The sequence below is a fragment of the Pseudomonas sp. 91RF genome, from assembly GCF_003576265.1.
GTDB lineage: Bacteria > Pseudomonadota > Gammaproteobacteria > Pseudomonadales > Pseudomonadaceae > Aquipseudomonas > Aquipseudomonas kribbensis.
The window spans coordinates 1-13,611 of the sequence record NZ_QWFC01000055.1 but is presented as its reverse complement, the minus strand read 5'-3'; the positions used below and the strand labels follow the sequence as shown (position 1 = coordinate 13,611).

Sequence of the window (13,611 nt, the reverse complement as noted above, 5' to 3'; positions counted from 1 at the left end):
GGCCTGCCAGTTTTCAATGGCTGGCCGGCGTTGCCTTGCCCAGCAAATCAATCCGGCATCCCGGCGCCGCATCGTTCACCGTCACTCGCATGTCATGCAGGCGCGCAACCGCTGACACCATGCTCAAACCCAATCCGTTGCCCGGCGTATGGCGGCTGGATTCGGCGCGGTACAACCGGCGCAACACCGCCTCACGCTCCGCCGGAGGAATGCCCGGCCCGTTGTCGGTGACGCGGATTCCGACGTTGTCCTGATCGGCAATCACGCTCAGGCGCACCTGGCTGTGGTCGGGCGAGAACTTGATGGCGTTGTCGAGCAGGTTGCACAGCGCGTCGAACAGCAGTTGTGCGTCACCGGCCATGATCGCGGGGGCCTGGCTGTTTTCGATGGTCAGGCTGATGCCGCGCTCTTCGGCCAGGGGGTCGTACAGTTCGGCGGCATCGGCGCTGATCAGGTTCAGGTCCAGCGGCGCGAAGTGGCTGCGCCGGGCGCTGTTTTCGATTTCCGAAATCCGCAGCAGGGCCTTGAAGGTCAGCAGCAAGGCCTTGGCCTCGGTCAGCGCCGCATCGATGCTGGCGGCGTATTGCGCTTCATCCAGACCCCGGCGCTGGGTGCGTTCCAGGCCGGCGATCAGGCGTGTGAGGGGAGTGCGCAGGTCGTGGGCGATGTCGTCGCATACGCCTTTGACTTCACTCATCAAACGCTCCAGCTCATCGAGCATGCCGTTGACCACCGAGGCGAGGCGGTCGATGTCGTCGTTGTTGCCCTTGACCGGCAAACGTCCTTTCAAATCACCTTCGATGATGCCCTTGATCGAGCGACTGACCTTGTCCAGCCGCCGGTGCGCCGAATAACCCAGCACCACGGCGCCGAGCAACCCCACCAGCAATAGCAGCAGGCCACCGGAAATCAGCGCGTTGATCAGCAGTTCGTCGAACTCGCGGATGTCGTGGACATCCTGGGCGACCAGCAGGGTTTTGCCGTCCGCCAGTTTATGCACGATGAAGCGCACCGGCCGGTGATGGCCGTTGGACTTGAGCCAGCGAAACTCCTGCGGTTTGTCGTAGGCGGAGAAGGGCGGCAGTTCTTTGATCACGCCGGCAATGAATTTGCCGTCGGCATCGAACAGGCTGTGGGGCAGGCGTGCTTCGACATCCTGCAGGGCGTGTTTGCGGATTTCCTGCAATTGCAGTTCCGGCGGCTGGGCGCTGCGGTTTTCCACTTGTCGATACAGGGCGGTGTCGGCCTCGGTCTTAAGGTAGAACGCGGTCTGCCAGTAGACGTAACCGAACAGCGCCAGAAACGAGCAGCCGAACAGCCCGAGAAACAGCAACGCCGTGCGAAAACTGATGGTGCGCGGGATTTCACTCAGGTGAACGGAGGACATACCCGGCTCCACGAATGGTATGGATCATCGGCGGCTCGCCGTCGCCGTCGACCTTGCGACGCAGGCGACTCATGTGCACTTCGATCACGTTGGTGCGTTCGTCATAGCTGTAATTCCACACCGCTTCGAACAGCATGGTGCGGGTCACCACCTGATCGGCGTGGCGCACCAGATGTTCGAGCAATGCGTATTCCCGGGGCACCAGATCGATGGTGCGCTCGCCACGGCGTACGGTGCGGCTCAGCAGATCGACGTCCAGGTTACCGACCTTCAGACGGGTTTCCTGAGTCACGGCCACTGGTTCGGCCCGACGTCGGTTCAAGGCGTCCAGGCGGGCGGTCAGCTCGATGAATTCGAATGGTTTGGTCAGGTAGTCGTCGCCGCCCGCACGCAATCCGCGTACCCGTTCATCCAGCGCACTCAGGGCGCTGAGGATCAGCACCGGGGTGTTCACGCTGGCGGCCCGCAACGCGGTGAGCACGCCCAGACCATCGAGGCCGCCGGGCAGCATGCGGTCGAGCACGATCAGGTCGAACGGTTCGCCGAGGGCTTTCAACAGGCCTTCACGGCCATTGTCGACGCTGCTCACGGTGAAGCCGTGGTCAGTCAGCGCCGCTTCGATTTCGCGGCGGGTGGGCAAGTCGTCCTCGACGACCAGAACATGGGTCATGGCTTTTGAACCACTCACATCATCAGGCAGAGATGGCATAGTGTGGCAAAGCCTGCGGTTGCGCCACGTTCCCGCCGGATAAATAAAAGTTCAGGTTGGCTTGATGGAGTAGGTGCCTTGCGCATTCTCGTGGTTGAAGACGATGCCCAGACCGCCGCTTACCTGCTGCGCGGTTTGAGCGAAAGCGGGCATGTGGTCGATGTCGCCGGCGATGGCAACAGCGGTCTGGACATGGCGCTGGAAGGCATTCACGACGTGTTGATCGTCGATCGGCGCCTGCCCGGCCTCGACGGCATCGGCCTGATCAAGGCCTTGCGCGCTCGACAGGTGCGGGTGCCGATCCTGATGCTCAGCGCCCAGGCCTCGACCGAGCAGAAGGTCGAAGGTTTGCAGGCCGGTTGTGATGATTATCTGGCCAAGCCTTATGCCTTCGCCGAAGTGTTGGCGCGGCTCGAAGCCTTGCTGCGCGGGCGCGATCAGGTCGCGGGGCCTGCGCGACAACTGGTGGTCGGCGAGTTGCAGCTGGACTGCGCCACGCGCACGGCCGTACGCCGGGGCAAGGTGATTGCTTTGCAGCACCGCGAAGCCCTATTGCTGGAAAAGCTCATGCGCCACAGCGGCCAGATCGTCACCCGCGACATGCTGCTCGACAGTGCCTGGGACTACGACTTCGACCCCAACAACAACGTCATCGACAAACACATCCACCGTTTGCGGCGCAAACTCGATGACGGTTTCGACTATTCGCTGATCCGGACCATCCCCGGCGCCGGTTACAGCTTCCAGACGACGCCCGAGCAAGGCTAAACAAAAGTTTATCTGCCGGGGAACGCTCTGGCAGGCACCCCTCGCTATCTTCGCCGCATTCGTGGATCGCTCCACAAAGGCTCAAGCGGGGAGACAGCTTGCTCATGTCGGTTCCAAAGACCAAGGCGCGCAGACGGCGCGTTGCATTTCAATCATCGGCGACGCTGCTTCTGCTGGGCGTATTGACCCTCGGCGGCTGTTCGATGGTGCCCGCGTATCGGCAGCCCGAGTTGCCGCTGGCCCAACAGTGGAACGCGGCTACTGGCGGTCAATCCGCTGCGGGCGGTCAATGGTGGCGCGAGTTTCACAGCGCCGAGCTGGATCAGTTGATCGATCGCGGGCTGGCCTCCAACTTCACCCTCAAAGCCGCGATCAGCCGTATCGACGAGGCGCGGGCCTCCGCGCAGGTCACCGGCGCCGGGCAATATCCGGCGCTGAATCTGGGCGGCAACTATCAGCGCCAGAACAACTACGGCACCACGCAAAAACGCAGCGTATTCGCTGAAGCGACCTATGAAGTGGATTTCTGGGGCAAGCAGCGTGCGGCCGCCGATTCCGCCGATGCCCTGGCCAACGCCACCGCGTTCGATGCCCAGACCCTGCGCATGAGCCTGAGCGCAAGCATCGCCGACAGTTACTTTCAGGTGCTGTCGCTGGAAGAGCGCCTGCGTCTGGCCCAGTCCATCGCCGACGATGCCCGTCAGGTGCTGGATCTGGTGGAAATCCAGGCCAGTCAGGGCGCCGTTTCCAATCTCGAAGTCGCCCAGCAGCGCAACGCCATGCAGACCTTTGAAGCAGCAATGCCGCCGCTGCGTCAACAACGGGATCAGGCGCTGTATCAACTGGCGGTGCTGGTCGGCGCGCCGCCCGAGGGCTTCCATTTGCAGGGCGACAGTCTCGGCGCCGTGCAGGTGCCGCAACCGGCGACCGGTCTGCCCATCGGCCTGCTGCGTCAGCGGCCCGACATTCAGGCTGCCGAAGCGCGGCTGAAGTCTGCCAACTTCGATGTCGGCGTGGCCCGTGCCGCGTTCCTGCCCAATCTGTCGCTGGACCTGCTGGGCGGCATCGACACTCTCGCCGGCGGGCAGATCTGGAGTGTCATCGGCACCCTTGGGCAACCGGTGTTTGCCGGGGGCCAACTCAAGGGCCAACTGCATTTCGATCAGGCCCACGTTCAGGAACTGACCGCCAGTTATCGCGAGTCCATCGTCGAAGCCCTGCAAGACGTCGAAACCCAGATCAGCGCCGCCCGCGAACTCGACAAGAGTTACGCGTTGAACGCCTCGGCAGTGGATTCGGCGCGGGAAGCGGCGCGTCTGGCGCAGGTTCGCTACCGCCTCGGCTCCACCGACTTCCAGACGCTACTGATCGTCGAGCGCACGCAATATCAGGCCGAAGACACGCTGTTGCAGGTCCGTCTGCAACACCTTCAAGCGGCGGTCGGCCTGTTCCGCGCCCTGGGCGGGGACTTTTCCGCTGACGCCCTCGCACTCAATTCTTCTGTTCAGGTGACTCATCCATGACTGTCCTGCACCCACGTCGTCGCACCGTTTTCCTGGGCGTCGCGGCTCTTTCGCTGGCGGTGGCCGTCGGCGGTTTTCAATGGATCAAACAGGCTCACGCTGCGCCGGTGAAAACTGATGCCGGTGCGATCCCTGTACAGATGAGCAAGGTCAGCCGACAGGATCTGCCGGTGTGGATCAGTGCCATTGGCAATGTGCAGGCGCTCAACAGCGTCAATGTGCGGGTGAGGGTGGACGGCGAGTTGCAGAAAGTCCTGTTCAACGAAGGGCAGACCGTCACCGCCGGCAGCCTGTTGGCGGTGATCGATCCACGGGTTTATCAGGCCCAGGTCGCCCAGGCTCAGGCGCTGCTGGCCAAGGATCAGGCGCAACTGGCGAACCTCAGAGTCAATCTCGACCGCGCGAGCAAACTGGCCGCTGCCAAGGCTGGCCCGACTCAGGACGTCGACACTTACCGCGCCCAACTGGCGGCGCAACAGGCGACCGTGCAGGCCGACCAGGCGGCGCTGGATGCAGCGCGGCTGCAACTGGAGTTCACTCAGGTCAAGGCGCCGCTGACCGGCCGCACCGGCCAGCGTCTGCTGGATGTCGGCGCGATTGCCCACGGTGCCGAGGCGACGGGGCTGGTGACGATTACCCAGATGAATCCGATTTCCGTCGCGTTCGCCGTGTCCCAGGACGAACTGGCGGAGATCCTCGAAGAGAACGCCAAAGGTGCCTTGCAAGTGGTCGCCATGACCCGCGATGGCCAGCAGGAAATCGCCAAAGGTCATCTGAGCTTCATCGACAGTCAGGTGACGGCGGCCAGCGGGCAGATCCAGCTCAAAGCGCAGTTCGACAACGCTGACGCCAAACTGTGGCCGGGTGAACTGGTGAGTGCGCGCCTGCTGGTGCAGACCCATCGCGACGTGGCCGTTGTCCCGGCCGATGCCGTGCAATTGGGGCGTCAGGGCAATTTCGTCTATGTGGTCGATGCCGATCAGCGGGTACAGCCGCGTCTGGTGGACGCCGCCAATGTGGTGGACGGCAAGCAGTGGATTCGTCAGGGCCTGAATGCCGGCGAAACCGTTGTGGTGCAGGGCCAGTCGCGGGTGGCGCCGGGGTTGAAGGTGATGCCGGTCAAGACTGACACCAGCGTCGATCTGGCGGAGGCCGCCCGATGAATGCGCTGGCCGGACTGATTCAACGGCGTGTGGGCCTGAGCCTGCTGGCGCTCGGCGTCATGCTGCTGGGGGCTTTCGCGTACTTCCAGTTGCCGGTGGCGCCGCTGCCGACGGTGGATTTCCCGACCATTCAGGTCACCGCCAAACTCTCCGGGGCGAGCGCGGAAACCATGGCCTCGTCGGTGGCAACGCCGCTGGAGCGAGCCTTTGCCGCCGTGCCGCAAGTCACATCAATGACTTCATCCAGCGCCGCCGGCAAGACCCAGGTGGTGCTGCAGTTCGACCTGTCGCGGGACATCGACGGTGCCGCCCAGGACGTACAGACGGCGATCAACACCGCCACGCCGAATCTGCCCAAGACCATGTCCAGCGCCCCGACCTTCAACAAGGTCAACCCGGCGGAAGGCACCGTGCTGTCGCTGGCGGTGACGTCGCCGACCCGCACGCTGCCGGAGCTCGATCGCTATGCTGACAACTACATTGCCCAGCGTCTGTCGCAAATGCCGGGTGTCGGGCTGGTGGATTTCCATGGTGAGCAGAAACCGGCGGTGCGCGTGCAGATCGATCCCGATGCGCTGGCCGCTCGCGGTCTGACACTTGAAGATGTACGCAGCGTCATTGGCGTCAGCACTCTGGATCAGCCCAAGGGCACCCTCGATGGCCAGAGCCGTTCGATCACCCTTGGCGCCACCGACCAGTTGCTCGATCCGCAGCACTATCGCGATCAGGTCGTCGCTTACAAGAACGGCATGCCGATCAAACTGGGCGACCTTGGCCGGGTCATCGCCGGGGCCGAGGACACCCAGCAAGCCGCGCAACTGGGCGGCGAACCGACGGTCATCGTCGACATCCACAAGCAACCGGGTTTTAACCTGCTGTCGACCATCGCCGCGATCAAGGCCAAGTTGCCCGAGCTGACCGCGTCCTTGCCTCGCGACGTGCAGGTGCAAGTGGTGGGCGACCGTACCCAGACCATCGAAGCGTCGGTCAATGACATGCAGTTCACCTTACTGCTGTCGATTGCGCTGGTGGTCGTGGTGATCTTCGTGTTCCTGCGCAAGGCCACTGCCACGCTGATTCCCAGCCTGACGATTCCGCTGTCGCTGGTGGCCACGTTCGGCGTCATGTATCTGCTCGGTTACAGCCTCGACAACCTGTCGATCATGGGCTTGGCGATTGCTGTCGGGTTCGTGGTGGACGACGCCATCGTGGTGATGGAAAACATCGTCCGGCACCTGGAAATGGGCAAGTCGCGCCTGCAATCGGCGGTCGATGGTTTGCGCGAAGTGGGGTTCACCATCGTCTCGATTACGGTGTCGTTGATTGCAGTGTTCCTGCCGATCCTGTTGATGTCCGGCATCGTCGGGCGTTTGATGCGCGAGTTTGCGGTGACCGTCAGCGTGGCGATCATCATGTCCGGAATCGTCTCTCTGACCATCACCCCGATGCTCTGCGCCTGGCTGCTCAAACCCCATGCCGATCAGGAAGAGGGGCGTTTTGCCCAGGCCTGCGAGCGGGTGTTCGACCGCTTGCACAACGGCTACCGGCGCAGCCTGGACTGGGTGCTCGATCATCAGCGCATCACCATGGCGGCGGCCATCGCCACGCTGGCGGCCACGGCGGTGCTGTATGTCGGGATTCCCAAAGGCTTCTTTCCGCAGCAGGACAACGGTCTGATTCAAGGTGTGGCGGAAGCGGCGGCGGACATTTCGCCGACGGCCATGCGCGCCCAGGTCAACCGTGCGGCGGAGATCATTGGTCAGGATCCGGCGGTAGCACGGGTGTATTTCTGGATCGGCCCGAACCCGACGGTCAGCCAGGGCAAGGTGATGATCAACCTCAAGCCGTTCAGTGAGCGGACGGCCAGTGCGGCGCAGGTGATCCAGCGCTTGCAGCCGGCGCTGGACGGGTTGTCCGGGGTCAAGGTGTTCATGCAGGCCAACCAGGACATCCAGATCGGCGGCCGGGCCAGCAAGACCCAGTATCAGTACACCCTGCAGGACCCGGACAGCGTCGAGCTGGATCACTGGAGCGGGGTGCTGCTGGCCAAACTCAAGACCTTGCCGCAATTGCAGCATGTGACTTCCGATCAGCAGCAGGCCATCCCGCAATCGACGCTGGTGATCGACCGTCCGACCGCTGCGCGCCTGGGCGTGACCGTGCAAGCCATCGATGACGTGCTCTATGACGCATTTGGCCAGCGGCAGATCGCGACCATGTTCACCCAGCTGGATCAGAACCATGTGATTCTGGAGCTGGACCCGAGCTGGCAAACGTCCACCGCGACCCTTGAACATCTGTTTGTTCGCGCAAGCTCCGGGGCGCTGGTGCCTTTGAACCTGCTGGCCAGCCTCAAGACCGAGCAGGTGCCGATCATCATCAACCATCAGGGGGTGTTCCCGGCCATTACCCTGTCGTTTGACCTCGCGCCGGGGCATGCCTTGAGCGAGGCGGTCAGCGCGATCAATCAGGCGTCACTGGCGGTCGCGATGCCTGACACCGTGGCGGGCAGTTTTCAGGGCACCGCCCAGGCATTTCAGGATTCGCTGAAATCGCAACCGTGGTTGATTCTGGCGGCGATCCTGACGGTCTACATCGTGCTCGGCGTGTTGTATGAAAACGCGATCCACCCGCTGACGATCATTTCGACCTTGCCGTCCGCCGGTTTCGGCGCGCTGCTGGCCTTGATGCTGTGCGGGCAGGATCTGTCGGTGCTGGGGATGATCGGGATCATTCTGCTGATCGGCATCGTCAAGAAGAACGCGATCATGATTGTCGACTTCACCCTGCAGGCGCAGCAGCGTGGTTTGTCTCCGCGTGAAGCGGTGAGGGAAGGGTGCCTGTTGCGCTTGCGGCCGATCCTGATGACTTCGCTGGCGGCATTGCTGGGCGCGGTGCCGCTGGCATTCGGGCACGGTGCCGGTTCGGAATTGCGTCAGCCGCTGGGCATTGCGATTGTCGGTGGCCTGGCGGTTTCGCAGATCCTGACGCTCTACACCACGCCGGTGGTTTACCTGTGGTTCGAGCGTCGGCGGCGCAAGGCACACGCCGCCGAGGTCATTGAGGCTTCCTGACGCTTACTGAGCCTTATAGGTCAGGACGGTGAAGGTGTCGGGGTGAAATGCCGGGTCAGGTTTGGGTTGCTCCCGGCTCGGCGCGGGCTGGGTGAAGTCGGCGGTGAACAGGTAGGCCTGACCGCGTTGGGCGTCCAGCACCATGTTGTGCGCCCATGGCCGGGTTCCGACGCTGCCGCGCAACTGGTATTGCCCTTGATCGTCGCGTTGGACAATCGCAAGGCTGGCGTCCGCGCCGCTGGGTATCAGTAACTGGTCTTTCTCCCGATCGTAAGCCAGCGCATTCACGGCGCGGCCGATGGGCAGGGTGCTCAAGGTCTTGCCGGTTTTCAGGTCGGCGACCACCAGAATCGGGTCAGCGCCACGGCAGGCCACGAACAGGCGTTGACGCGGTTCGTCCACGGCCAGTGCGCTGGGTTTGCTGCAAGCCTTGAATGTCCAGAATTGCTGCTGTTCAAGCTTCGCCCCTGAGAGTACGGCGACTTTATCTTCGTCGCGCATGGGGACGATGAAATGGCCGTTTTCAAGGATCACCGGGCCATCGAGTTTTTGCGCAGGAATGTCCACCGCATCGGTCAGGCGATCGGTCTTGGCATCGATCAGATACAGCGTCGAATGATCGCCGCGCCGGCCGCTGGTGACGATCAGCCGGTCGCGGCTGGCATCGTAAACCAGGTTGTTGAGGTTGCCTGAATCGAGCTTGAGCCGTTGCAGGACTTGCAGACGATCCAGCGCAACAACTCCGAGCGTGCCATCCATGTTGGCGACATAGGCGCGGTTGCGTTCCGGTACGAAGGCGACGGCGTTGGCGCCGGTTGAGTTGTCGAGGGTCTTCAGCAGTTTCTGCTGGTCGACGTCGAACACCGACAGGCCGTTTTCGCGGCGGGCCACGAACAGTTGCGCGCTCTGGGGTTGCAGGGCGGCGAAGCCCCAACTGTGACCGTCACCGGGCAATGCCTTGGCGGCGTTCAGGGTGTACAGCAGCGGCGCGTCGGCCTCGGCATATTGGGCGCCGGACAGGCAGACCGTCAGGACGGCAAGCGCTCGCCAGGTTTTTGCAAATACCATTCAAAACCTCAAAATTTCAGTGTTCGGCAGGAACGGTTCACGCCCGGTCCATTGCTTCATCCAGCCCTTGATCTTCACCGAGAAACCCGCCGCTCTGATGCTGCCAGAGCCGCGCGTAGGTGCCGTTTCGTTCCAGCAGTTCGGCGTGGGTGCCTTGTTCGATGATGCGGCCCTCGTCCATGACAATCAGTCGGTCCATGGCGGCAATCGTCGACAGCCGATGGGCGATGGCGATGACGGTCTTGCCTTGCATCATTTCATCCAGGCTTTCCTGGATGGCGACTTCGACTTCGGAATCCAGCGCACTGGTGGCCTCGTCGAGCAGCAGGATCGGCGCGTTCTTGAGCATCACCCGGGCGATGGCGATACGTTGGCGCTGACCGCCGGACAGCTTGATGCCGCGTTCGCCCACCAGGGTGTCGTAACCGGTGTGGCCCTGGCGGTCGCTCAGTTGGCTGATGAAACCGTCGGCCTGGGCGTTGATCGCAGCGCGGTGAACCTGCGCATCGGTGGCGTCCGGGCGTCCGTAGGCAATGTTGTCGCGGATCGAACGGTGCAGCAGCGACGTATCCTGAGTGACCATGCCGATGGCGCTGCGCAGACTGTCCTGTGTCACCTGCGCAATGTTCTGCCCGTCGATGCGAATCGTACCGCTGTCGACGTCATAGAAGCGCAGCAGCAGGTTGATCAGCGTCGATTTGCCGGCCCCGGAGCGGCCCACCAGACCGATTTTTTCCCCGGCGCGGATGTGCAGGCTCAAGCCGTCGAGCACCTGGCGCTCACCGTTGTAGTTGAAGTGCACCTTGTCGAAGGTCACCGCGCCGCCGGTAGGCACCAGCACGCCGGCGTCGGGCGCGTCTTGTACCTTGGGGCCACGGGTGAGGGTGGCCATGCCGTCCTGTACGGTGCCGATGTTTTCGAACAGCGAGGTCATCTGCCACATGATCCAGTGGGACATGCCGTTGATCCGCAATGCCATGGCGGTGATCGCGGCCACCGCGCCCGCACCGACCTGACCCTGATGCCAGAGCCACAGGGCATAGCCGCCGGCACCCAGGATCAAACCGACCACCAGGGCCTGATTGACGATTTCGAACTGACTGACCAGACGCATCTGGCGAAAACCGGTGAGCTTGAAGTCTTCCATCGCCGCCCGTGCGAAGTGCGCTTCACGGTTGGAGTGCGAGAACAGTTTGACGGTGGTGATGTTGGTGTAAGCGTCGGAAATACGCCCCGTCATCGACGAGCGCGCATGGGCCTGTTCCTGCCCGACCTGTCCAAGGCGCGGCACGAAGTACAGCATCGCCAGCCCGAACAGGGCGACCCAGGCAATGAACGGCAGCATCAGTTTCAGGGCAAACCCACCGGCCAAAGCGATGATCGCAATGAAATAAACGCCGATACCGGGAGCGATTTCGATGATCGTGAACAGGACTTCGCGTACGGCCAGCGCGGTCTGCATCACTTTGGTCGTGACCCGACCGGAGAACTCGTCGGAAAAGAACGAAAGGCTTTGCCGCAGCATCAGGCGATGGAAGTCCCAGCGCAGGCGTAGCGGCAGGTTGATCGCCAGAATCTGGTGCTGGACCATCGTGCGCAATGCCACAAGGCCGATGCTGGTGAGCAGGACGATGGCGATACCCCACAGCACACGGCTTTCCTGTCCGCTCACGGCGCCGCCGGCCTGCCAGGTCGAGAGCAGGTCCACCACTTGCCCGAGAAACGAAAACAGCCAGGCTTCGTAGATCGACACACTGGCACTGAGCAGCGCCAGCGCAAACACGTAACCACGGGCACCGCGGGTACAAGCCCACAGAAAACGCATCAGGCCAACGGGCGGTGGCGGCGCCTCGTCGGGCGGGAAAGGATCGAGCCTGCGTTCAAACACGCGAAGCATAAGGGTCTCCGAAATGATCAGGTTCAGGGGAGTATGCCATCTTCGCCGCTGGCCCCGGATAGGAGGACAGCGATCGCTCGGCCATCTTTAACCATTGGTCAGTTCTCAATACTATCCAACAGGGTAAAGACTATTTTTTATCCGGGTCAGCGAAGTGACAGCAGCACTTGGGAAACAATTACTTTAGCTGAGCCCGGTGACGCAGCTTTCAGGATGGATCTTGAAAGGCGCGGGGCATCGTTCGTTCGATGCGTAACGGAGATCCCGCGCCTTTTCACTTGTTAAGGAGAACGCAGATGGCAAGCAATCGAGTACTCGAAACCTCAGACAAAACAGCGCTCGTCGAAGCGGAGGTGTATCGCTGGTACAACCTGTTTTTCCCGTGGTCACGCGGCATGTCTTCGCAATCGGAAGGCGCCATTAAACCTTTGTACGATGCGCTGGCGGACGATTTTCGTGTGGTGCTCACGGATGGCCAGATCATGGAACGGGCCGACTACTGGGAACGACTCTGGGGCCTGCATGGCAAGCGTGCCGGGAGCCCCGAATCGCATATCACCAATCTCTCGATCACGCCGCTGCCCGGTGGCTTTTTCCTGACGGTGTTCGATCTGGTCAAGGACGGGATCACCAAGAAGAAAGTCGACTCCGCGCTCATGCGTCTTGATGAGAACTCACCATCTGGTATTTCGTGGATTTATGTTCATGAGAGCGAGCATGAGCGGGCGGTCGCGTAAGGTTTCCGGTTTCATTTCTGTGCGCCGGTCGCGGTGTCAAATCGCCGCGACCTGGGCGAGCCCGATACCCCGGATGCTGTCAACCGGGCTTGCCAGCTCCACCTTCGAAAGGTCAACCGGCAGTATCGTGTCGCCTGTGGGAAGTCACGCGCCAATACCGACTGAGAGGCTCTGCGTTAGAATCGCGCCATGTAAATGAGTGATCAGGTCTGTTCAATGGATGATGCAACATCGGAGCGTCTACAGTGGCTGGACGAGTCGGCCAGCGATCACGGTTGGAACAATCGTGACGAAATCAACGCGAGTGACAGATGCATTTGCAGCGCTTGCGGCCAATGGTCTGAACCCGCCCAAATCACAAAGTGGCACAACGAAAGGCACGCCTGTTGCCCGCATTGCGGGTTGACCGGCGTTGTTGTTGGCTCCAGGTCGGGGCTGCCTCTTGAGGCGTACGAGAACTGCCGAATTCCTGGGTAGCAAGCTACCGAAGAATTCGCCCATCAGGATTGATGTCGGTCGTGATATCGTTGTGCCTTCATTTGTGGGAGGCAAGCGATGAAGGTCAAGAGTTGGCAAGGATGGGAGCCTGAATGGCTCAAGCTGACGGAGCACTTTGGAAGCGCTCCAGCGGTGCCGGGCGCGTACATCATTTGTGCAGACAGGGAGATTCAACGCGCAGTGGGTTCGGATGAACATGGTGTTTTGACTATCGGCGAATCCGACAATCTTCGGCGCCGACTGGCTGCATTCGTGCGGTGCGCCAGGAATCCAGGCGCTGCGGGCCACATGGCAGGCTGGCGATTTAATTACGCATCGTTCGAGAAGGTGTTCCCTCTGGATTCATTGTGGGTGAGTTGGTATCCGACGGCTGACAAGGCGACTGCCTACGCCAAGGAAGGAGAAATGTTGGCACTCTACCTGGCAGAGCATTTTGAACTCCCGCCTCTCAACTACAAATTCAATTGGCCCAAGCTGGAAGATTGACCGTCCGGGTCGCTGTGCTTCTGGCGCGAAAGCTATTCCAGGACAGCAGCGTTTTTTGATACCGAAGGAATGATTTCGTGGCATAGGATAAAGGGGACGGATAAAGGGGACTGATTTATTTCTATTTCAGAAAAATAAATCTGAGAATCATCTGGCCGGCCTCCCCACCTCACGGAGGTGGCGCAAAATTCAAGGTGCGAACTTAGTCTTTTGCGTAGGAGGCCGTGATGAAATTCTGTGGCATAGACCTGCATTCGAACAACAGTGTTGTGGTGGTTACCGACGAAACGGATCGAGTATT

General features: G+C 61.5%; 10 protein-coding genes. 6 read left to right on the top strand and 4 right to left on the bottom strand.

The window, feature by feature from the left end; all coding sequences use genetic code 11:
* Positions 1–13 precede the first annotated feature (13 nt).
* Positions 14–1,387 carry a sensor histidine kinase KdpD gene (locus tag DXT77_RS28570; protein WP_119430042.1) on the bottom strand — a complete coding sequence of 458 codons (1,374 nt, stop codon included), beginning with the start codon at positions 1,385–1,387 and terminating at the stop codon, positions 14–16.
* A complete protein-coding gene (locus DXT77_RS28565; RefSeq protein WP_119430041.1) occupies positions 1,365–2,057 on the bottom strand; it encodes a response regulator transcription factor in 693 nt (230 codons plus the stop codon). Before DXT77_RS28565 ends, DXT77_RS28570 begins: the two co-directional genes overlap by 23 nt.
* Positions 2,058–2,174: 117 nt before the next feature.
* Here DXT77_RS28565 and DXT77_RS28560 point away from each other — a divergent pair, with 117 nt between their 5' ends.
* The 4 genes from DXT77_RS28560 (at position 2,175) to DXT77_RS28545 (ending at position 8,624) form a co-directional block, all read left to right on the top strand.
* Complete coding sequence (locus tag DXT77_RS28560) at positions 2,175–2,864, top strand: response regulator transcription factor (RefSeq protein ID WP_114882989.1); 690 nt, start codon at positions 2,175–2,177, stop codon at positions 2,862–2,864.
* Between the two features lie 104 nt (positions 2,865–2,968).
* The gene (locus tag DXT77_RS28555; protein WP_119430040.1) at positions 2,969–4,387 is read left to right on the top strand and encodes an efflux transporter outer membrane subunit; all 1,419 of its coding nucleotides are present in this window, start codon (positions 2,969–2,971) and stop codon (positions 4,385–4,387) included.
* On the top strand, positions 4,384–5,550 hold the full coding sequence (locus DXT77_RS28550; RefSeq protein WP_119430039.1) for an efflux RND transporter periplasmic adaptor subunit: 1,167 nt from the start codon (positions 4,384–4,386) through the stop codon (positions 5,548–5,550). The genes DXT77_RS28555 and DXT77_RS28550 overlap by 4 nt, the downstream gene beginning before the upstream one ends.
* Positions 5,547–8,624 (top strand): efflux RND transporter permease subunit, encoded by a 3,078-nt coding sequence (locus tag DXT77_RS28545; protein ID WP_119430038.1) that lies wholly within the window; start codon positions 5,547–5,549, stop codon positions 8,622–8,624. Before DXT77_RS28550 ends, DXT77_RS28545 begins: the two co-directional genes overlap by 4 nt.
* Positions 8,625–8,627: 3 nt before the next feature.
* Here the strand turns inward: DXT77_RS28545 and DXT77_RS28540 are convergent, their stop codons facing one another.
* Both DXT77_RS28540 and DXT77_RS28535 read right to left on the bottom strand, forming a co-directional pair.
* Entirely contained in the window at positions 8,628–9,692 is a 1,065-nt protein-coding gene (locus tag DXT77_RS28540; protein ID WP_119430037.1) for a YncE family protein, read from the bottom strand.
* 37 nt (positions 9,693–9,729) lie between these two features.
* The gene (locus tag DXT77_RS28535; protein WP_119430036.1) at positions 9,730–11,589 is read right to left on the bottom strand and encodes an ABC transporter ATP-binding protein; all 1,860 of its coding nucleotides are present in this window, start codon (positions 11,587–11,589) and stop codon (positions 9,730–9,732) included.
* Between the two features lie 296 nt (positions 11,590–11,885).
* On the opposite strand from DXT77_RS28535, the gene DXT77_RS28530 reads away from it, so the two are divergent.
* Both DXT77_RS28530 and DXT77_RS28520 read left to right on the top strand, forming a co-directional pair.
* Positions 11,886–12,326 (top strand): hypothetical protein, encoded by a 441-nt coding sequence (locus tag DXT77_RS28530; protein ID WP_119430035.1) that lies wholly within the window; start codon positions 11,886–11,888, stop codon positions 12,324–12,326.
* Between the two features lie 555 nt (positions 12,327–12,881).
* On the top strand, positions 12,882–13,310 hold the full coding sequence (locus tag DXT77_RS28520) for a hypothetical protein (RefSeq protein WP_119430033.1): 429 nt from the start codon (positions 12,882–12,884) through the stop codon (positions 13,308–13,310).
* Positions 13,311–13,611: the final 301 nt, after the last annotated feature.